Source organism: Rahnella sp. PD12R (genome assembly GCF_019200965.1).
GTDB classification, from domain to species: domain Bacteria; phylum Pseudomonadota; class Gammaproteobacteria; order Enterobacterales; family Enterobacteriaceae; genus Rahnella; species Rahnella laticis.
In genome coordinates this window covers 13,664-32,469 of record NZ_JAHTMS010000010.1, presented here as the reverse complement: position 1 = coordinate 32,469, position 18,806 = coordinate 13,664, and the positions used below count along the sequence as shown (strand labels likewise).

Sequence of the window (18,806 nt, the reverse complement as noted above, 5' to 3'; positions counted from 1 at the left end):
CGATCCAGACGTAACAGACGATCAGGAACGTTCGTTGGTGATTAGCCAGGCATTGATCAACTCTGTCAGAACGTCTTTCATCTCGCGATCTTGCAGGAAGCAGCTGGTTTTGAAACGGCGATGCAACTCTTCATCGATGTTAGTCTGTAACTTCTTCACTGAAGCGGGCGGCTTTGCTACAGCGTCCAGTGCTGTAGTCAGTTGTCTGTGCTGGCCAAGTTTCATTTTCATTTCAACAACTCCGTAATTTCTTTGGTCATAATTTCAATCTCGCCTTTCGCATTACCGTCCGTTGTATCGAAGACTGTTCCGCCATCCATCATGGTACGGATGTAAACCTGGCGCTGAGAGGTGCCTGTGCGCAGTGCCGGAACGCCTGTATCAGCAATCGATTCTTTCAAGACTTCCAGCATCTTAGCGGATGCGACTTTCTTGGTGATCAGAAAACGCGCGATGACAGGCTGTAAATTTTCACGCGCCTCAACAACGGCAAGTATAGCGCCGCAGGCTGCAAAATCTAAAGGTGACGGTGTCACGGGAATCAATACTAAATCACTGACCATCACGGCTGCAGATGAAATTGCCGAGATTGCCGCTGCACCGTCGATGACCACGTAGTCATATTCTTTCAACTGCTTGCGTACGGTATAGACTTCTTTTTCTGATGCGGCTTCCGCAAGGTCGAACTGGCATTTGCTTTCGTCGTACCAGTTGCTGATGCTTCCCTGTGGATCGGTATCGACCATCACGACTTTATGACCTTGCCGGGCAAGACAGGTTGCGATGTTAATAGAAGTCGTGGTTTTCCCTACCCCGCCCTTCCCGTTCAGGAAAGAAATAATTTTCGCTGCCATAACAACCTCTTGATGAAGCGCTAAATGAAGATTATAGAATCCCGGAATCATAAGGTTTCGGGATTCATTATTTATGTAATCATAGGATTCTGGGATTTAAAAATCCATGAATCACAGGATTGAAGCACTACTATAAAGTTTACATCCGATGATTTCAATATTTTAGGATTACCGAATTATATTATCCTGTGATTTCAGGATTACGTGATTACCGGTTGATTGATTACGCCGGTAACATAATGTTCAGGATGTTGTGATTTTTGAATCTCATCATCTCAGGGTTTTGGGATGTCAGGATTACAGGCTGATAAGGCTGAAGTATCGGTCTCAGAGAATAAGGTTAAAACATGAAGCGTTAAGGATTACGCCATCATGTGATTTAATGATTCTGCAATCTTGGGATTTTCGCGGGGAGGCATCATGCCAATGAGAACGCCAAAAGGTTTCGGTTTGAGTTGACGTTCAAAACAATAGCCTTGAAAATCTCACCATCTCACCATCTCACCATCTCACCATCTCACCATCTCACCATCTCACCATCTCACCATCTCACCATCTCACCATCTGATGATTCCTGTATTCAGGGATTTGTACATCTTAGGATTTCAGAAGCATATGATATCAGCTCTGTATTTTATGATTACAGGATAGAATGATTCTGACACCTCTGAGATTACAAAATCCTGAAACGTGCGTATATGAATTGTAGGATTACAGGATTAAGTAATCTTTGAATCATTAATTATCAATAGAAGAACACACAGGTATCTACGGTACTTAAGGATTCCAGGATGACATGCTTCTGGAATCTTTCTGAGGATTACAGGATTACACGTTGATGAGTGCTCACTGGTCTTATCTTGTTATGCGCATTATGTAATCCTGGGATTTAGAATGAATCTCAGGATTGCATAATACTGCTTTGAGATTCTGTGATTCCATAATCATTTTATTAAAATCAAGCAGTTATCTACAAGTAGCGAAGCTGGATTAATAAGCCATGAGAGGATGTCAGGATTCCATGATTTTCTATAGGATTTTGAGATTACAGGATATCCATAACAAATCACGGGATTATAAGATTCTCACAATGCGCGGGGATTCAGGGATTCCATAATTATGGATATAATGTATGCAGAGTATTAAGATTAAAGGATTCTGGGATTCTTGTGTTTAGCAAGATTTCAGAATCTTAAAATCTCAGGATTATCGAGGTTTGTGATGGATGTTGGGATGATGGGATTTCAGGATTATGTGATTTTATCATTATGAGATACAGGCCTGAAGGATGTTGTGATTATAAGATGCTGGGATTTATCTTGTGATGACAAGATGACAAGATGACAAGATGACAAGATGACAAGATGACAAGATGACAAGATGACAAGATGACAAGATGACAAGATGACAAGATGACAAGATGACAAGATGTTTAAATAATAAATCCCAAGATTATAAAATCTCGGGATTTTAGGATTCAGGAATTTGAAAGGCGAAATTAATGGGTCACAACATCAAGGGCACGCAGATGTTCAGGCAGCCAGGAAAGCAGAACTTCTGATCCGGCTTTCCAGTCCGGATTCATATGTGCGGCAGAAAGCTTAACCATAAAATTATCCTGACCCGCAACTTCAGTCATCATGCGAACATGGTCGCCCAGATAGATGAACTGTTTAATCCGCGCTTTGACCTGTTCCATACCCGGCTGAGGATTGTTGATGCTGATCCGCTCGGGGCGGATTGAGAGCAAAATTTTCTTACCGGGTGAACTCGGGCGAATTTTAACCGCGCGCAGAATTGTGCCGTCATCAAGCGATGCACGATAAAAATCACCTTCGGCTGCCGTATTGGTTGCCAGCAGACTGTTATTTTCTCCGATGAACTGCGCAACAAACGCATTATCCGGTTTTTCATAAATCACACTCGGGCTGTCCATCTGCTGGATAACGCCGTCGTTAAATACCGCAACGCGGTCAGACATGGTCATCGCTTCGCTTTGATCGTGTGTCACATAGACAATCGTCAGATCCAGCATCTGGTGCAATTGCTTGATTTCCATCTGCATATGTTCGCGCAGCTGTTTATCCAGCGCCCCGAGCGGTTCATCCATCAACACCAGTTTCGGTTCGAACACCAGAGCGCGGGCGAGGGCGACACGTTGCTGTTGCCCGCCGGACATTTGCGCCGGATAGCGATCAGCCAGCGGTTTCAGTTTGACCATATCCAGAATACGGTCAACTTTCTCCTTGATATCCGTCTTGTTAAGACGACGTATCGTCAGCGGAAACGCCAGATTTTCAGCCACCGTCATGTGCGGGAACAAGGCATAATTCTGGAAAACCATCCCGATATCACGCTGATGCGGAGGCAAATTATGCAAAGGTTTATCGCGCAGCAGAATTTCTCCCTGAGTCGGCGTTTCAAACCCTGCAAGCATCATCAGGCTGGTCGTCTTGCCGGAACCTGACGGGCCAAGCAGCGTCAAAAATTCCCCCTCATGGACATCAAGATTGAGGTTTTTAACGACCAGTTTATCGCCGTCATAGCTCTTCTTGATATTTTTGAAGCTGACATACGTTCTCATAACAGGTACTCCGCAAAGAAAAATACTGGAAAGTGGATGACGCAACCCGGCACAAATCATGCATAAAACATCCTCAGAAGGAGTGTTTGTGTGGCGTTATTAAAAATCTTTACCACCCGTCAGAAACGCTAACAAGCATTTTTTAGCAAAAAACCACAAAAAAAGAGCCTGAGAGAAATCTCGCAGGCTTATGAATTTTATTGCTATTTTTGTAAGACTTCTGATTATTGCTAGCAATGTGAAAGAGGGATTACGCAGGATCAGGCAAGTCGTTAGCTTCCGTTTCGGTGATCTCAATCAGCGCCTCCTGCGCACTACAAGATTGCAGCCTGCGTCGCAAACAATCCACGATATGCCCAAACGCGGACACAATTTCTTCCTCCGAAACACCGCCATAACCGAGCAAAAGCCCGCGCCGCGGGGCCGGACGCAGATAGTACGCGGAAAGCGGGCGGGTCAGCACACGCTTTTGCTCCAGCTCCGCGCTGAGCGCCACGTCATCAATCGAATCCGGCAACGACAAAATCAGATGCAATCCGGCATTACTGTTTTCGCTTAAAAACTCCGGCCCGAGCTCCTGTTCAATCAGCTTCGTCAGCACATTACGCCGCTTGCCGTAAATCAGCCGCATCCGGCGGATATGTGCCGCGTAATGGCCTTCGCGTATAAATTCCGCCAGCGTAAGTTGCGTCAGTCCGTTACCCGCCCGGTACAACTCGGAGTGCGCAATCTTGAGGCGCGAAGCCAGTGGGCGCGGCAAAACGACGTAACTGATTCGCATCGCCGGGTACAGCGTTTTGCTAAACGTCCCGATGTAAATCACCGGCGCATCGCTGCCCAGGCCCTGCAACGCGGGGATAGGACTGCCGGAATAACGAAATTCGCTGTCGTAATCATCTTCCACCACCCAGCTGCCTTGCTGACTGGCCATCGCGAGAATTTTTTGTCTGCGCGCCAGACTCATTACCGCACCCAGCGGATAGTGATGTGACGGTGTCACGCATATCAGTTTAGGCGCGCGGTTTTCTGGCGGGTTTTCAGGCGGATCCATACCGTTTTCATCCACCGGAATTGGCTGAATATCCACGCCGTTGATGGTTAGTACATTGCGAATGCCCCAGTAGCTGGGTTCTTCAATCCAGGCGACATCGCCCGGATCGCAAAGCATTTTTGCCAGTAAATCCAGCGCCTGATGCGTACCGGCGGTGATGAGGATCTGGTCGGCGGTGCAGTCCACCGAGCGTGCAATACGCAGATAATCAGCGAGCGCATGCTGAAGTTCCGGGCAGCCACCGTGGCGAGAATAGGTGAGATATTCCGGATGCAGACGGCGGCTCAGGCGGTTTTGCAGCTTGCGCCAGATGTCATGAGGAAACTTTGTGACATCCGGCACGCCCGGCATAAATGCGCCCCACTGGTGCGACGCCACGCCGGTGCGCGTCAGCAAATTTGAACCGCGTTTGGAAAGTGAAACATGGCTGCGGAGCGGGGCACAGCGCGTGATGGTTTTGTCCGCAATCACGCCGTCTTCCGGTAAATCTGATGTGACGAAGGTACCACTTCCGGTACGTGTCTGAATGTAGCCCTCGGCCTGCAATTGCTCGTAGACCGCCAGTACCGTATTGCGCGAAATATCCAGTTCTTTGGCCAGGTCCCGGGACGCAGGCAAACGGCTGCCGGGGCTGATGCTGCCGTCAAAGATAGCCTGTTGTAATGCCTGATAAACGCGCCTGTTCAGCGTGCCTCCGGAAGATTCAGAAAGCCCGGTGAGACGCTGAAAAATGAGGTCAGAGAGCAATGAGCGCAAAAGTGGATCCTCAAAATAATTAAAACTGGTTCTGGATTATAGAACCGCTGGCGGGATAAAAAACAAGGACGGATTGCTATTTCGACAAATTGTTCACCTTGCAACCGGCAATCTTCAAAACATAACCTTCAGGCAGGAGCGAAAGATGAGTCACAGCGAACTGGAAAAACGCCGTAAAGAAGCGACACCGCGTGGTGTCGGCGTCATGTGTGATTTCTATGCAGCGAAGGCGGAAAACGCAACGTTGTGGGATGAGCAGGGCCGTGAATATATCGATTTCACCGCCGGGATCGCCGTGCTGAATACCGGCCACCGCCATCCGAAAATTGTCGAAGCGATCCGCAAACAGCTCGACCTGTTCACGCACACCGCCTACCAGATTGTGCCTTATGCAAGCTTTGTCACATTGGCTGAACGCATCAACGAAATCGCGCCGGTGTCAGGAAAAGCGAAAACCACCTTCTTCAGTACCGGTGCCGAAGCGGTAGAAAACGCGGTAAAAATTGCCCGCGCTGCCACCGGTCGCCCCGGTATTATCACTTTCTCCGGCGCATTCCACGGCCGCACCTTACTGACCATGGCGCTGACCGGGAAAGTTGTGCCGTACAAAGTGGGTTTCGGTCCGTTCCCGGCGTCGGTATTCCACGGGCAGTATCCGAATGCGCAACACGGCGTCAGCACAGAAATGGCGCTGGACAGCATCGAGCGAATTTTCCGCAGTGATATCAGCCCGCAGCAGGTTGCCGCCATTCTTTACGAACCGATTCAGGGCGAGGGGGGTTTTAATATTGCGCCGGAAGATTTTGTGAAAGGTCTGCGCGACATCTGCGACCGTCACGGCATCGTGCTGATTGCGGATGAAGTGCAGAGCGGCTTTGCGCGCACCGGTAAAATGTTCGCGTCAGATTACTATCCGAATGCTCAACCTGATTTAGTCACCATGGCGAAAAGCCTGGGCGGCGGGATCCCGATTTCCGGCGTGACCGGCCGCGCTGAACTGATGGACGCGCCGGAACCGGGCGGTCTGGGCGGCACTTACGCGGGCAACCCGCTGGCGGTGGCATCGGCGCTGGCGGTTCTCGAAATCATCGAAGAAGAAAAACTCTGCGAACGTGCCAGCCGTCTGGGTGCGGAACTGGTTGAAACGCTGGAAAAAGCCAAAGCGAAATGCCCGGCGCTGGTTGATGTGCGTGCGCGCGGTTCCATGGTCGCGGCAGAATTCAACGATCCGGAGACAGGCAAACCGTCGGCTGAGCTGACAAAACAGTATCTGCGTAAAGCGCTGGATGCCGGACTGCTGATGCTGAGCTGTGGCGTCCACGGCAACGTGATCCGTTTCCTGTATCCGCTGACCATTCCTGATGCCCAGTTCAAAGACGCGCTGGCTATTTTGTCCCGCGTGCTGGCTGACTGAGGAACGTTATGCAACTCAAACATACTGAACTCCTGCGCCAGCAATGCCTGATCAACGGTGAATGGTCCGACAGCGAAAATGGCGAACGCGAGGACGTCATCAACCCGGCAACGGGCGCGGTGATCGGCAGCGTACCGCAGATCACCACCGCGCAAACGGCGCAGGTTATTGTTTACGCCGAACAGGCGCAGGCGGTCTGGCGGGAAAAAACTGCCAAACAACGTGCCGCGCTGATGCAGAAATGGGCGCAGCTGATGCTCGAACATACGGACGATCTGGCCGCATTGCTGACCGCTGAACAGGGCAAACCGCTGGCGGAGGCAAAAGGCGAAATTGTCTATGCCGCATCGTTTATCGAATGGTTTGCCGAAGAGGCGAAGCGCGTGGAAGGCAGCGTGCTGGCACCGGTTCAGGCTTCACAACGCATGCTGGTTCTGAAACAACCGATTGGTGTGTGCGCGGCCATTACGCCCTGGAATTTCCCGGCGGCGATGATCACCCGCAAAGCCGCACCGGCGCTGGCCGCAGGTTGCGCGATGATCGTGAAACCCGCAGAGCAAACGCCGCTCAGCGCTTTAGCGCTCGGGCAACTGGCGATGGAAGCGGGCATTCCGGCGGGCGTATTGCAGGTGATCACCGGTTCCGCGCAGGAAGTCGGCAAAGTGCTGTGCGCGAGTCCGGTGGTCCGCAAACTGAGCTTTACCGGATCCACCGAAGTCGGGCGCATCCTGATGGCGCAAAGTGCGCCGACGGTGAAAAAACTCTCTCTCGAACTGGGCGGTAACGCGCCGTGTATCGTGTTCGATGACGCCAATCTCGAGCGCGCCGTGGCCGGTATTATGGCTTCGAAATTCCGCAACAGCGGGCAAACCTGCGTCTGCGCTAACCGGATTTATGTCCAGCAGGGGATTTACCCGGCGCTGGTGAAACGGCTGGTGGAAGAAGTGGAAAAACTGAAAGTGGGCGAGGGCTCTCAAACCGGCGTCACGCAGGGGCCGCTGATCGACGACGCTGCCGTCAGCAAAGTGCGTGAGCATATCGACGATGCGCTGTCACACGGGGCAACAATACTGACCGGCGGCGAGCCACACGCGCTGGGTGGCACGTTCTTCCAGCCTACCGTGGTCGGCGGTGTGACATCCGCGATGAAATTTGCGCGTGAAGAAACCTTCGGGCCGGTTGCGCCGGTTTTCAGCTTTACCGATGAAGCGCAGGTGGTCGCGATGGCGAACGATACCGAATTCGGGCTGGCTGCTTATATTTTCACGCGTGACGCTGCGCGCCAGTGGCGGGTGCCGGAGGCTCTGGAATACGGCATGGTGGGCATCAATACCGGTCTGATTTCCAACGAAGTCGCGCCGTTCGGCGGTATTAAACAGTCCGGTCTGGGGAGGGAGGGGGCCCGCCACGGTATGGATGACTATCTGGAAATGAAATATCTGTGCATCGAACTGGGTGAGTAATCCTGACGCACAACGTCCCGATAGGGTGCAGAAATGCACGTCAGCTGTGCAAGGTTCAACAATAAAAAGAAACTGAGTGGTCGTGAGGCACAAAAAAATCAAATAACGCCTCTGCAAAACCTGTCCGCCCGCCATTTACGGCGTGGCGGACGGACTCAACAGTAATGGCATGGTTTATGCTTCATTATAAAATATGATGCATCATGTTTTTAACAATGCCGTTACCTTAGCGCTTTCCTTACTTTTTTAGTTAACCCAGGAGTCACAGCATGTTTAAAAAGATTGCCCTTACCACTCTTCTCGCCGGGTTGGTGTTTCAGGCTCAGGCTGAATCTCTGACAGTGATCTCTTTCGGCGGTCTGAATAAAGACGCTCAGGACAAAGCGTTTTACAAACCTTTCGCAGCCGCCGGTAAAGGCACCATCGAGCCGGGTGAATACAACGGTGAAATGGCCCGTATCCGCGCCATGGTAGAAACCAAACAGGTGGGCTGGGACGTGGTGGAAGTCGAAAGCCCGGAACTGATCCGTGGTTGTGATGAAGGGCTGTTTGAACCGCTGGACTGGAGCAAACTGGGCGACAAAACGCAGTACGTGCCGGGCGCGGTCACCGAGTGCGGTGCGGGCATTTTCCTGTGGTCAACGGTGCTGACCTATGACGCCAGCAAACTGAAAAAAGCGCCGACCAGCTGGGCTGATTTCTGGGATATAAAAGATTTTCCGGGCAAACGCGCTCTGCGCAAAAGCGCCAAATTCACGCTGGAAATCGCTTTACTGGCCGATGGCGTGAAGCGTGAAGACATCTATAAAGTGCTCGCCACGCCAGCCGGTGTGGAACGTGCTTTCAAAAAACTCGATCAAATCAAACCGAATATTCAGTGGTGGGAATCTGGCGCACAACCTCTTCAGTGGCTGGTGTCCGGCGACGTTGTGATGACCTCCGCCTACAACGGTCGCGTGAGCGCCGCGCAGGGTGAAGGCCATGATTTCAAAATGGTCTGGGACAACAGCCTCTATGACCTCGACAGTTGGGCCATCGTGAAAGGGTCCAAACACAAAGATCTGGCCGAACAGTTCATCGCTTTCGCCAACAAACCTGAAAACCAGAAAGTCTTCGCCGAAACCATCCCTTACGGCCCGACTGAAAAATCAGTCACCGGCATGATTGACCCTAAATATGCGCAGAACCTGCCAACCGCTGAGAAAAACCTGGCAGGCGCTTTGCAGGTAGATACTAACTTCTGGATTGAGCATGGCGAAGACTTAGAACAGCGCTTCAACGCCTGGGCTGCTAAGTAAATACCCGTCATCCTTTGGTCTGACCCGGCGTTGGCTTCATTTGCTCGCCCCGGTCACAGTCTTTTGACTGTTGCCGGGGATCCGCTTCGCTTGCCGCCCTGATTCAGTCTGAATGATTTTGTGCTTTGAGTTAGGTAATACCAGAGAATTTGCCGCGGGAGAAAATTATGAGCCAGACCGAAATGCTGACGACACCGGTGCCGGACGACGCCGCTTCAGGGCCGACGCTGCGTCAGCGCCTGCGCAAAGTAGAAGCGGCGTATACGCGACGTTCTTTGCTGCTGATTGCGCCACTTTTGTTGTTTGTGATTATCAGCTTCCTGTTTCCGATTGCGTCTATTTTGGGCAAGAGCGTGACCAACCCGGAGCTTGGCGAAACCCTTCCGGAAACCGTGGCGCAGCTTGCACATTGGGAAGGCAAAACCGTGCCGGATGAAGCGACCTTTTCCGCGCTGGTGACGGATCTGCGCAACGCCCGTAACAGCGGCCAGATGGCGACTGTCGCCAAACGTCTGAGCTATGAGGATAACCGCTACCGGAGCCTGATCACCGGCACATTACGCCATGTTCCCGAAGGCACCGCGCCGGTCAAAGAGGCACTGATCCAGAGTATGCCGCTGTGGGGCGAAATCAGCACCTGGCAGACGTTGCAGCGCGCGGCGAAACCGCTGACTTCCTATTATCTGCTGGCCGCGTTTGACCGCAAAGTTGACGTCGATACCGGCAAAATTACGGCGCTGCCGCCGGACCAGGCGCTGTACGTTAACGTGCTGCTTCGCACTTTGTGGATGGCGCTGGTCGTCACGCTGTGCTGCGTCGCGCTCGGGTATCCGCTGGCGTACTGGCTGGCGAAACAACCGGCCGGTCGCGCCAACTTACTGATGATTCTGGTGTTGCTGCCGTTCTGGACATCGCTGATTGTCCGCACTGCCAGCTGGATTGTTTTGCTGCAATCCGGTGGCCTGATCAACCGCGCGCTGCTTTCCACCGGCATCATCGATCACCCGCTGGTGATGGTATTCAACCGTCTCGGCGTTTACATCTCAATGACGCACATCATGCTGCCATTTATCGTTCTTCCTTTATATGCCGTGATGAAAAGCATTTCGCCGAACTATGTCCGCGCGGCGATTTCACTCGGCGCGCATCCTTTCTCTGCGTTCTGGCGGGTGTACGTGCCGCAGACCTATGCCGGTGTCACGGCGGGCGCGCTGCTGGTGTTCATGATGGCGATTGGTTACTACATCACGCCCGCGCTGCTCGGCGGGCCGGGCGATCAGATGGTCAGCTATTTTGTGGCGTTCTTCACCAATACCACGATGAACTGGGGAATGGCGGCGGCGCTCGGGAGCCAGTTGCTGGTGATTGTGGTTCTGCTTTATATCGTTTATATCCGCGTGACGCGCAGCAAAGCCGAAGTGGCTGCGAACTAAAGGAGCCAGACCATGAAACACAGTATGAAACAGAAAGGGGCGCTGATTTTGCGGTTGTGGCGCTGGTGTTTCAACTTCTACAGCGCGGCAATCTTGCTGTTTCTGATTGTGCCGGTGCTGATTATCGTGCCGCTGTCGTTTAATTCCGGCTCGTTTCTGAGCTATCCGCTGACCGGTTTTTCGCTGCGCTGGTATCACACATTCTTCCACTCGGACGAATGGCTGAGTTCGCTGGGGAACAGCCTGCTGATTGCGCCGCTGGCGACGATTCTGGCCACCGTTTTGGGCGTTCTGGCCTCTGTCGGATTAGTGCGCGGTGAGTTTCGCGGCAAATCGCTGGTGATGGCAATTCTGATTTCGCCAATGATTGCACCGGTAGTCATCATCGCCGTCGGGATGTTCTTCTTCTTTGCCCGCGTTTCCCTGCTCAACAGTTATCTGGGGCTGGTGCTGGCGCACGCGCTGCTCGGCGTGCCTTTTGTGGTGATTACCGTGACGGCAATCCTCAAGAACTACGACCGCAATTTATCACGCGCCGCCGCCAGTCTGGGCGCTTCGCCGTGGCGCGTATTTCGTAAAGTGACGCTGCCGCTGATTGCACCCGGCGTATTTTCCGGTGCGCTGTTTGCGTTTGCGGTCTCGTTTGACGAAGTGGTGGTGACATTATTCCTCGCCAGCCCGCGTCAGCGCACGTTGCCGATCCAGATGTTCGCCGGTATCCGCGAAAACCTTGACCCGACGATTGCCGCTGCGGCGTCGCTGATGGTCGGCGCATCGCTGATTTTACTGCTGGTGATGGAACTGTTGCGTCGCCGTGGCGAACGCCTGCGCCATTCTTCCGCCGCACATTAAACATTAAATGACTCAGAGGACTTTACAGGTCCTCTTTTTTTGATTATTCCTGATGCATCAAATATCAAACCGACAAGGACCTTCATCATGACAGAGAAAAAAACGTTACTGCTGACCGGGGCAAGCCGAGGTATCGGTCACGCAACGGTGAAACATTTTTATGCTGCAGGATGGCGGATTTTCACCGCGTCGCGTCAGAACTGGGTGGACGAATGTCCGTGGGCAGAAGGTTTTCTCAACCATATTCATCTGGATCTGGAAGACATCGACAGCGTACAAAAAGCGCTGCCGATGATTAAAGAGCGCCTCGGCGGACGGCTTGATGCGCTGGTCGATAACGCCGGGATTTCGCCAAAAACGCCGACGGGCGGGCGCATGGGCGTGCTCGGCAGCGATTACACCACCTGGTTGCAGGTGTTCAACGTCAACCTGTTCTCGACGGCGATTCTGGCGACCGGATTATTTGATGAACTTAAGGCCGCGCAGGGCAGCATCATCAACGTTACGTCGATTGCGGGCAGCAAAGTGCACCCTTTTGCGGGCGTGGCGTATGCCTGTTCCAAAGCCGCACTTTCCACGCTGACCCGTGAAATGGCGCATGAGTTTGGCCCGCACGGCGTGCGCGTTAATGCGATTGCGCCGGGGGAAATCGATACCGCCATTCTGTCGCCGGGCACGCAGGAAATCGTCGAGCGCAGCGTGCCGTTACAACGTCTGGGCAAGGCCGAAGAAGTGGCGTCGCTGATTTATTTCCTCTGCACGTCGGGCGCGTCTTATGTGAACGGCGCGGAGATCCACGTTAACGGCGGTCAGCATGTCTGAAGCGCCGTCACTGCTGACTACCGAAGTGCCGCGCGTCAGCCCTTCGCAAGCCGAAAACATCGCCGCGCAGGTCTACGGGCTGGAAGGTTCCGCGCAGGTGTTGGGCGGAGAGCGCGACAGCAATTTTTGCCTGACCACGCTTTCAGGCCGCGCTTACATGCTGCGGTTTGTGAATCCGGCGGAAGTGCCGGAAGAGGTCGATTTTCAGACCGCCATTCTCAGTCATCTTGCCTTGCGCGACAGCCAGCTGCCGGTGCCGCGTTTGCAGGAAAGCCGCAGCGGCGAACTGACGCCACAGGTCAGCGTCGCCGGGCAGAACCTGACTCTGCGCGCCGTCAGTTATCTTCCGGGTACCGCGCAATTTCAGGTACCCCGGTCTCAGACACTGATGCGCGAACTCGGCGACACGCTGGCGCGTCTTGACATTGCGCTCAGCGATTTTGAACACCCCGGCGCGAAACGGGATTTGCTGTGGGACATCAGCGATATGTCGCGCCTTGAAGGCTGGATCCCGCATCTGACTGACCCGATGCAGCGCCACACTATCAGCCGCGTGCTGGATATCCATCAGCAAAAAGTGGTGCCCGCCAGCCGCTTTTTGCGCAAACAGGTGATCCACAACGATCTGAACGCGCACAACGTACTGGTTAAAAGCGCAGACCCGCAGCGTCTGGCGGGGATTATCGATTTTGGCGATGCGCTGCGTGCGCCGCTGATCAATGAACTGGCGACGGCGCTGGCGTATCAGCTCGACAGCCAGGGCGAAAATCTCTTCCAGTATTGCCGTCCGATGATTGCGGCGTACACCGCCCGTCAGCCGCTGAGTGAGGCGGAACAACACGTTTTGCCTGAACTCGTGGCCTCGCGGCTGGCGCTGAGCCTGCTGATTGCCCAGCACCGCGCCGTGTTATATCCGCAAAACCGTGATTATATTTTGCGTAATCAGACGCACGCGTGGGGCAGTTTGTCGCGTCTGATGGCGTTGTCGTTTTCGCAGACTGGCGAGATTTTCAGTCAGTCTTGTACATCTGAATTGCCGTAAAGGGAGCAAAAATGCTGACTCAGCAACAGGTTCTGGAAGGCCGCCAGCAATGGCTGGGCGGCGGTTATCGTCTGTTTTATCAGGAACCGCTGCACGTCGTGCGCGGCGAAGGCGTCTGGCTGTTCGACAGCGAAGGGCGTCGCTATCTGGATGCTTACAACAACGTGGCGTCCGTGGGGCATTGCCATCCGGCTGTTGTGGAAGCGATTGCCGCGCAGGCGGCGCAGCTCAACACGCACACGCGGTATCTTAATGACGCTATTGTGGAGTTTGCCGAAGATTTTCTGACAGAGTTTCCGCCGGAACTGCGCAATCTCACCATGACCTGCACCGGCAGCGAAGCCAATGATCTGGCGCTGCGCGTGGCGCGGCAAATCACCGGCGGGCAGGGCGTTCTGGTCACGCGCTGGGCGTATCATGGCGTCACCAGCGCACTGGCCGAACTTTCGCCATCGCTCGGCGACGGTTTTGAGCAGGGCAAAAATGTCTGGCTCATTGATGCGCCGGACACCTTCCGCCGTCAGGGCGCTTTCGCCGATGGCGTGGAACGGGCGCTGGAAGAAATAAAACAGGCTGGCGTAAAACCGGCGGCGCTGCTGGTGGACACGATTTTCTCCAGCGACGGCGTTTTCAGCCCTGAACCGGCCGAAATGCAGCGTGCGGTGGCGCAGGTTCGTGCGGCGGGCGGGTTATTTATCGCCGACGAAGTGCAGCCCGGTTTTGGCCGCACCGGCAGCCAGCGCTGGGGCTTTGCCCGTTACGGCGTGATGCCGGATCTGGTGAGTCTGGGCAAACCGATGGGCAACGGACATCCGGTCGCCGGGCTGGTGGGCAGGCCGGAACTGTTCGCGGAATTTGGCCGCCGTCAGCGTTATTTCAACACCTTTGGCGGCAATCCGGTTTCGTGCCGCGCGGCGCATGCGGTTTTGCAGGTTTTACGCCGTGAAGAGCTGCAACAAAACGCGCAACGGACGGGGGAAATTCTGCGGGAAGGGCTGCTGAAACTGGCGGCGCGTTATCCGGTGATCGGCGATGTGCGCGGTGACGGTTTGTTCATCGGCGTGGAACTGGTGAGCGATCAGCGCAACATGCCCGCGCCAGAGCTGGCGGCGTTTGTCGTTAACCAGATGCGGCACAAACAGATCCTGATCAGCGCCACCGGCCCGGCGGCGAACGTCCTGAAAATCCGCCCGCCGATGGTCTTTCAGCCCGAACACGCCACGCTGTTACTGGAAACGCTGGCGGGCGTACTGGCAGATATCCCGCTCTGAAATCACCTCTCCCGGCTGGCGGCCAGGAATTCGACCATCTTCTGGCTGCCGTCGAGAATGTCTTCCTGAATGGCTTTTCTTGCCGTTGCGCTGTCGCCTTTGCGCAGTGCGCGCAAGATTTCTTCGTGATGTTCGATCGCCATCCGCTCGGAAAAATGTGCGTACGCCTGGGCAATCAGCGGGCCGGTGCGCATCCATAAACTGTCGATGAAATTACTCAGCAGCGGCATCCGCGCGCTTTCGGCCAGCATCAGATGAAATTCACTGTTAAGCCGCAGCGCCTCCGGCAAATCTTCGCTGCTGATGGCTTTTCGGTTGTTTTCAATGTTCTGTGCGATGCGCTGTAACTCATATTCGGTAACTGTCTGCGCCGCTTTTTCCGCCCCAAGGCCTTCGAGATCTAAACGCAACGTGCGGATTTCCTGATACTGCTGTTCATCCAGCTGCGGAACACGAATATCTTTCGGTGTGCGCATTTCCAGCGCCTGCTCTTTTGCCAACTGCAAAATCGCATCACGCACCGGCGTCACGCTGGTGCCGACCTGTTCCGCAAGTTCGCGGATCCGCAGGCGGTCATTGGGTTTCAGGCGGCCGGTAATCAGGGCTTCACGCAAGGTGGCGTAGACGCTGCTGCCCAGATAGGCGTGGTTAATTGAGCTGATGGGATAATTCAAAGTTCACCGTAGCAATAGAGTGCGCGCACCCGGATTAAGGAAGAATTCGTGGAAGCCGATTATACAACATGATGCATCAAATGTGATGGGCAGAAATACCCCGAATTTTGATACCTATTCCGGGTGATGAGTAATGTGCGATACATCACGGTAATTAATACATAACCTTATGAAATTAAAAAATAAAGCGCGTATACCCCGAAAGGAGAGGTGACCTGCGTGCGCGTTGATATCACACAAGGAAAAATTTGACTTAAGCATGAGATGATTTTTTCTTTTGCGAGCTAATGTTATGAAAAACAATGAAGATTGTAAGGATCCCTCAGGCGTTAACCGCCGGGATTTTGTCAAACTCAGCGGCATGGTGGCTGCACTTCCTCTGATCGGCTTTAAATTTGCACATGCAGGCGGGAAAATCTCCGTCGCCTCTCAGGAATTTCCCTCCTCATCGGAAAAAATCGTTCCCACCTGTAGTTCATTCGACTGTGGCGGCAAATGTGATATCCGCGCCCATGTTCAGGAAGGCGTCGTTACCCGCATTTCCACCCGTCCGGATGCCGATCTCGACCCGGAAATGCCCATCATGCGCGCCTGCGTGCGCGGGCGCAGTTACCGGAAATTTGTCTATCACCCTGACCGGCTGAAATACCCTATGAAGCGCGTCGGCAAACGCGGCGAAGGCAAATTCGAGCGGATCAGCTGGGAAGAAGCCACGACGCTCATTGCGGATAACCTCAAACGCATCACGGAAAAATATGGCCCGGAATCGCGCAATGTTCACGTCGGCACGGCGGTCAGCGGCAGCCCGTTCTCCGGCGATACCATGGTGCGGCGGTTGCTGAACCAGACCGGCGGCTATCTCAATACTTATCACTCGGTGAGTATGGGCAATACGGCGGCGGCGACGCCTTACACCTATGGCGCGGCAGCCAGCGGCAATACGCTGGATACGCTGGCGGACACGCCGCTGGTGATCTTGTGGGGGCATAACCCGAACGAGACCATATTCGGGCATACCAATCACTATTTTCAGCAAATGAAACAGAACGGCACCCGGTTTATCGTGGTGGATCCGCGCTATTCGGACACGGCGTCTTCGCTGGCAGATCAGTGGATCCCGCTGCTGCCTTCCACCGACAATGCGCTGATGGACGCGATGATGTACGTCATCATCACGGAGAACCTGCACGATAAAGCGTTTGTTGAACGTTACACCCTGGGCTTTGACGAAAGTTCGATGCCAGAAGGCGTTCCGGCCAATGAATCGCTGGTGGCGTACCTGACCGGCGCGAGAGACGGCGTGAAAAAGACGCCGGAGTGGGCGGAAAAAATCACGCATGTGCCTGCGCAAACCATCCGCCAACTGGCGCGTGATTACGCCACCACCAAACCGGCGGCGCTGATCCAGGGCTGGGGGCCGCAGCGTCACAACTGCGGCGAACGCACTGCGCGCGGTTCAACAATACTGGCGACGATCACCGGAAATGTCGGCGTGAAGGGCGGCTGGGCGGGTGGCTATGGCGGTGACAGCAGCCGTAAATTCACCGCTGGCGTGGAAATGCCGGACAATCCGGTAACGAAGAAAATCTCGGTGATGAACTGGGTGCAGGCGGCGGATGACGCCAGCAAAATCACGTCAGCGGACGGGCTGACCGGCGGCGACAAACTGGACAGCAATATCCGCATCCTGTTTTCGCTGGCGGGAAATTATCTGGCAAACCAGAACCCGGATATTCATCAGGCCGTGAAGGTTCTCGAAGATGAATCGAAAATTGAATTCATTGTGGCCAGCGATCTGTTCCTCACGCCCAGCGCGAAATATGCCGATCTGTTGCTGCCGGAAACCAGTTTTATGGAACGCTGGAATATTGGCGAATCGTGGGGAACCGGCAACTACCTGATCCTCTCAGAAAAACTGATTGAACCGCAGTTTGAAAGCCGTACCGACTACGACTGGTTGCGCGAAGTTGCGGCCAAACTGGGCGTCGAAAAGGAATTCAGTCTCGGACGCACAGAAAAAGACTGGATCGTCAGCATCTGGGAAAAAACCCGTGAATCAATGCCGGAAGAGAAACTGCCGACCTTTGACGAGTTGCTGGTCACCCGCCGTTATCTTTTCAAAGACAAACCGCATATCGCGTTCGAAGCGAATATCCGCGACCCGCAAAACAATCCGTTCCCGACGCCTTCCGGCAAAATCGAGATTTTCTCAAAGCGCCTGTACGACATGCATCACCCGGAAATCCCGGCCTTGTCGCATTACGTTCCGGCGCACGAAGGCCCGGAAGATGAACTTTCTGCCCGCTTCCCGTTGCAGCTGATCACCTGGAAAGGCAAAAACCGCGCGAACTCGACGCAGTACGCCAACCCGTGGATGAAGGAAGTGCAGGAGCAAAAACTGTGGATCAACCCGGCTGACGCCACGCAGCGCGGCATTGCGCAGGGCGACAGCGTGCGCATTCACAACGATCGCGGCGTGACGCTGATCCCGGCGGAAGTGACGCAGCGCATCATGCCCGGCGTGGTGGCTTTACAGGCGGGCGCGTGGTGGCAGCCGGATGAAAACGGCGTTGACCGTGGCGGTTGCGCCAACGTGCTCAGTTCGGCGCGCATTACCGCGCTCGCAAAAGGGAATTCTCATCAAACCATGCTGGTGGAGGTTGTTAAAGCATGAGCCAATTTATAGATTACGCGCCGGTCAGTAACCGCCAGCTGGGTTTCTTTATCGACTCTTCCCGCTGTTCGGGCTGCAAGGCCTGTCAGGTTGCCTGCAAGGATAAAAACAATCTGGAAGTGGGCCGCCGTTTCCGCCGTATTTACGAAGTGAAAGGCGGCGGATTCGTACCCACCGGGCAGGGCGGCGTTTACAACAACGTCTACGCCTACACGCTGTCGATTTCCTGCAACCACTGCAAAGACCCGATCTGCACCAAAAACTGCCCGACTACCGCCATGCACAAACGTCCGGGCGACGGCATTGTGCGCGTCAATACCGACAAATGTGTCGGCTGCGGCTACTGCGCGTGGTCGTGTCCGTACGGCGCGCCGCAGTTAAATCAGGAAACCGGCCAGATGTCGAAATGCGATTTTTGCGTCGATCTGCAAGCCGCCGGAGAACAACCGGTTTGCGTCGCGACCTGTCCGCTGGGCGCGATCAAATTCGGGCCAATTGACGAGTTACGCGCGCAATACGGCGACCTGTGCGACGTTCAGGGTTTGCCGGTATCCACGCTGACGCGGCCGAATCTTGTCATCAAACCGCATCAGGGCGCTGAAAAGGGAGGTAAATAAT

General features: G+C 54.2%; 15 protein-coding genes. 10 read left to right on the top strand and 5 right to left on the bottom strand.

The window, feature by feature from the left end; translation table 11 throughout:
- Positions 1-21 precede the first annotated feature (21 nt).
- From KWG64_RS18850 to KWG64_RS18835, 4 genes are all read right to left on the bottom strand, one after another.
- The gene (locus KWG64_RS18850; protein WP_101078106.1) at positions 22-231 is read right to left on the bottom strand and encodes a plasmid partition protein ParG; all 210 of its coding nucleotides are present in this window, start codon (positions 229-231) and stop codon (positions 22-24) included.
- On the bottom strand, positions 228-854 hold the full coding sequence (gene parA, locus KWG64_RS18845; protein WP_218522785.1) for a ParA family partition ATPase: 627 nt from the start codon (positions 852-854) through the stop codon (positions 228-230). The genes KWG64_RS18850 and parA overlap by 4 nt, the downstream gene beginning before the upstream one ends.
- Before the next feature lie 1,498 nt (positions 855-2,352).
- On the bottom strand, positions 2,353-3,438 hold the full coding sequence (locus KWG64_RS18840) for an ABC transporter ATP-binding protein (RefSeq protein ID WP_165059893.1): 1,086 nt from the start codon (positions 3,436-3,438) through the stop codon (positions 2,353-2,355).
- 250 nt (positions 3,439-3,688) lie between these two features.
- On the bottom strand, positions 3,689-5,245 hold the full coding sequence (locus tag KWG64_RS18835; RefSeq protein ID WP_255562231.1) for a PLP-dependent aminotransferase family protein: 1,557 nt from the start codon (positions 5,243-5,245) through the stop codon (positions 3,689-3,691).
- A 145-nt stretch (positions 5,246-5,390) separates the two neighbouring features.
- On the opposite strand from KWG64_RS18835, the gene KWG64_RS18830 reads away from it, so the two are divergent.
- The 8 genes from KWG64_RS18830 (at position 5,391) to KWG64_RS18795 (ending at position 14,840) form a co-directional block, all read left to right on the top strand.
- Positions 5,391-6,659 (top strand): 4-aminobutyrate--2-oxoglutarate transaminase, encoded by a 1,269-nt coding sequence (locus KWG64_RS18830; protein WP_218522784.1) that lies wholly within the window; start codon positions 5,391-5,393, stop codon positions 6,657-6,659.
- An 8-nt stretch (positions 6,660-6,667) separates the two neighbouring features.
- Positions 6,668-8,122: an NAD-dependent succinate-semialdehyde dehydrogenase gene (locus KWG64_RS18825; protein ID WP_218522783.1), complete on the top strand. Its 1,455-nt coding sequence runs from the start codon at positions 6,668-6,670 to the stop codon at positions 8,120-8,122.
- 269 nt (positions 8,123-8,391) lie between these two features.
- Positions 8,392-9,420, top strand: coding sequence for an ABC transporter substrate-binding protein (locus tag KWG64_RS18820; protein WP_218522782.1), 1,029 nt, complete (start codon positions 8,392-8,394; stop codon positions 9,418-9,420).
- Positions 9,421-9,587: 167 nt separating this feature from the next.
- A complete protein-coding gene (locus KWG64_RS18815) occupies positions 9,588-10,853 on the top strand; it encodes an ABC transporter permease (protein ID WP_218522781.1) in 1,266 nt (421 codons plus the stop codon).
- 12 nt (positions 10,854-10,865) lie between these two features.
- Entirely contained in the window at positions 10,866-11,705 is an 840-nt protein-coding gene (locus tag KWG64_RS18810; RefSeq protein WP_370628723.1) for an ABC transporter permease, read from the top strand.
- 87 nt (positions 11,706-11,792) lie between these two features.
- A complete protein-coding gene (locus KWG64_RS18805; RefSeq protein ID WP_218522780.1) occupies positions 11,793-12,527 on the top strand; it encodes an SDR family NAD(P)-dependent oxidoreductase in 735 nt (244 codons plus the stop codon).
- Positions 12,520-13,569 carry a phosphotransferase gene (locus KWG64_RS18800; RefSeq protein WP_218522779.1) on the top strand — a complete coding sequence of 350 codons (1,050 nt, stop codon included), beginning with the start codon at positions 12,520-12,522 and terminating at the stop codon, positions 13,567-13,569. Before KWG64_RS18805 ends, KWG64_RS18800 begins: the two co-directional genes overlap by 8 nt.
- Before the next feature lie 11 nt (positions 13,570-13,580).
- On the top strand, positions 13,581-14,840 hold the full coding sequence (locus tag KWG64_RS18795; RefSeq protein ID WP_218522778.1) for an aspartate aminotransferase family protein: 1,260 nt from the start codon (positions 13,581-13,583) through the stop codon (positions 14,838-14,840).
- A gap of 2 nt (positions 14,841-14,842) precedes the next feature.
- Here KWG64_RS18795 and KWG64_RS18790 read toward each other — a convergent pair whose 3' ends face one another.
- Complete coding sequence (locus KWG64_RS18790; protein WP_101078088.1) at positions 14,843-15,514, bottom strand: GntR family transcriptional regulator; 672 nt, start codon at positions 15,512-15,514, stop codon at positions 14,843-14,845.
- Positions 15,515-15,806: 292 nt separating this feature from the next.
- On the opposite strand from KWG64_RS18790, the gene KWG64_RS18785 reads away from it, so the two are divergent.
- Positions 15,807-18,188, top strand: coding sequence for a DMSO/selenate family reductase complex A subunit (locus tag KWG64_RS18785; protein ID WP_218522777.1), 2,382 nt, complete (start codon positions 15,807-15,809; stop codon positions 18,186-18,188).
- Positions 18,185-18,805 carry a DMSO/selenate family reductase complex B subunit gene (locus tag KWG64_RS18780; protein WP_218522776.1) on the top strand — a complete coding sequence of 207 codons (621 nt, stop codon included), beginning with the start codon at positions 18,185-18,187 and terminating at the stop codon, positions 18,803-18,805. The genes KWG64_RS18785 and KWG64_RS18780 overlap by 4 nt, the downstream gene beginning before the upstream one ends.
- Position 18,806: the final 1 nt, after the last annotated feature.

Coding starts and splice junctions, on each gene's coding strand:
- parA (WP_218522785.1), bottom strand. CDS start 854: ATGGCAGCGAAAATTATTTCTTTCCTGAACGGGAAGGGCGGGGTAGGG.
- KWG64_RS18830 (WP_218522784.1), top strand. CDS start 5,391: ATGAGTCACAGCGAACTGGAAAAACGCCGTAAAGAAGCGACACCGCGT.
- KWG64_RS18825 (WP_218522783.1), top strand. CDS start 6,668: ATGCAACTCAAACATACTGAACTCCTGCGCCAGCAATGCCTGATCAAC.
- KWG64_RS18840 (WP_165059893.1), bottom strand. CDS start 3,438: ATGAGAACGTATGTCAGCTTCAAAAATATCAAGAAGAGCTATGACGGC.
- KWG64_RS18805 (WP_218522780.1), top strand. CDS start 11,793: ATGACAGAGAAAAAAACGTTACTGCTGACCGGGGCAAGCCGAGGTATC.
- KWG64_RS18785 (WP_218522777.1), top strand. CDS start 15,807: ATGAAAAACAATGAAGATTGTAAGGATCCCTCAGGCGTTAACCGCCGG.
- KWG64_RS18800 (WP_218522779.1), top strand. CDS start 12,520: ATGTCTGAAGCGCCGTCACTGCTGACTACCGAAGTGCCGCGCGTCAGC.
- KWG64_RS18780 (WP_218522776.1), top strand. CDS start 18,185: ATGAGCCAATTTATAGATTACGCGCCGGTCAGTAACCGCCAGCTGGGT.
- KWG64_RS18820 (WP_218522782.1), top strand. CDS start 8,392: ATGTTTAAAAAGATTGCCCTTACCACTCTTCTCGCCGGGTTGGTGTTT.
- KWG64_RS18810 (WP_370628723.1), top strand. CDS start 10,866: ATGAAACACAGTATGAAACAGAAAGGGGCGCTGATTTTGCGGTTGTGG.
- KWG64_RS18795 (WP_218522778.1), top strand. CDS start 13,581: ATGCTGACTCAGCAACAGGTTCTGGAAGGCCGCCAGCAATGGCTGGGC.
- KWG64_RS18815 (WP_218522781.1), top strand. CDS start 9,588: ATGAGCCAGACCGAAATGCTGACGACACCGGTGCCGGACGACGCCGCT.
- KWG64_RS18850 (WP_101078106.1), bottom strand. CDS start 231: ATGAAAATGAAACTTGGCCAGCACAGACAACTGACTACAGCACTGGAC.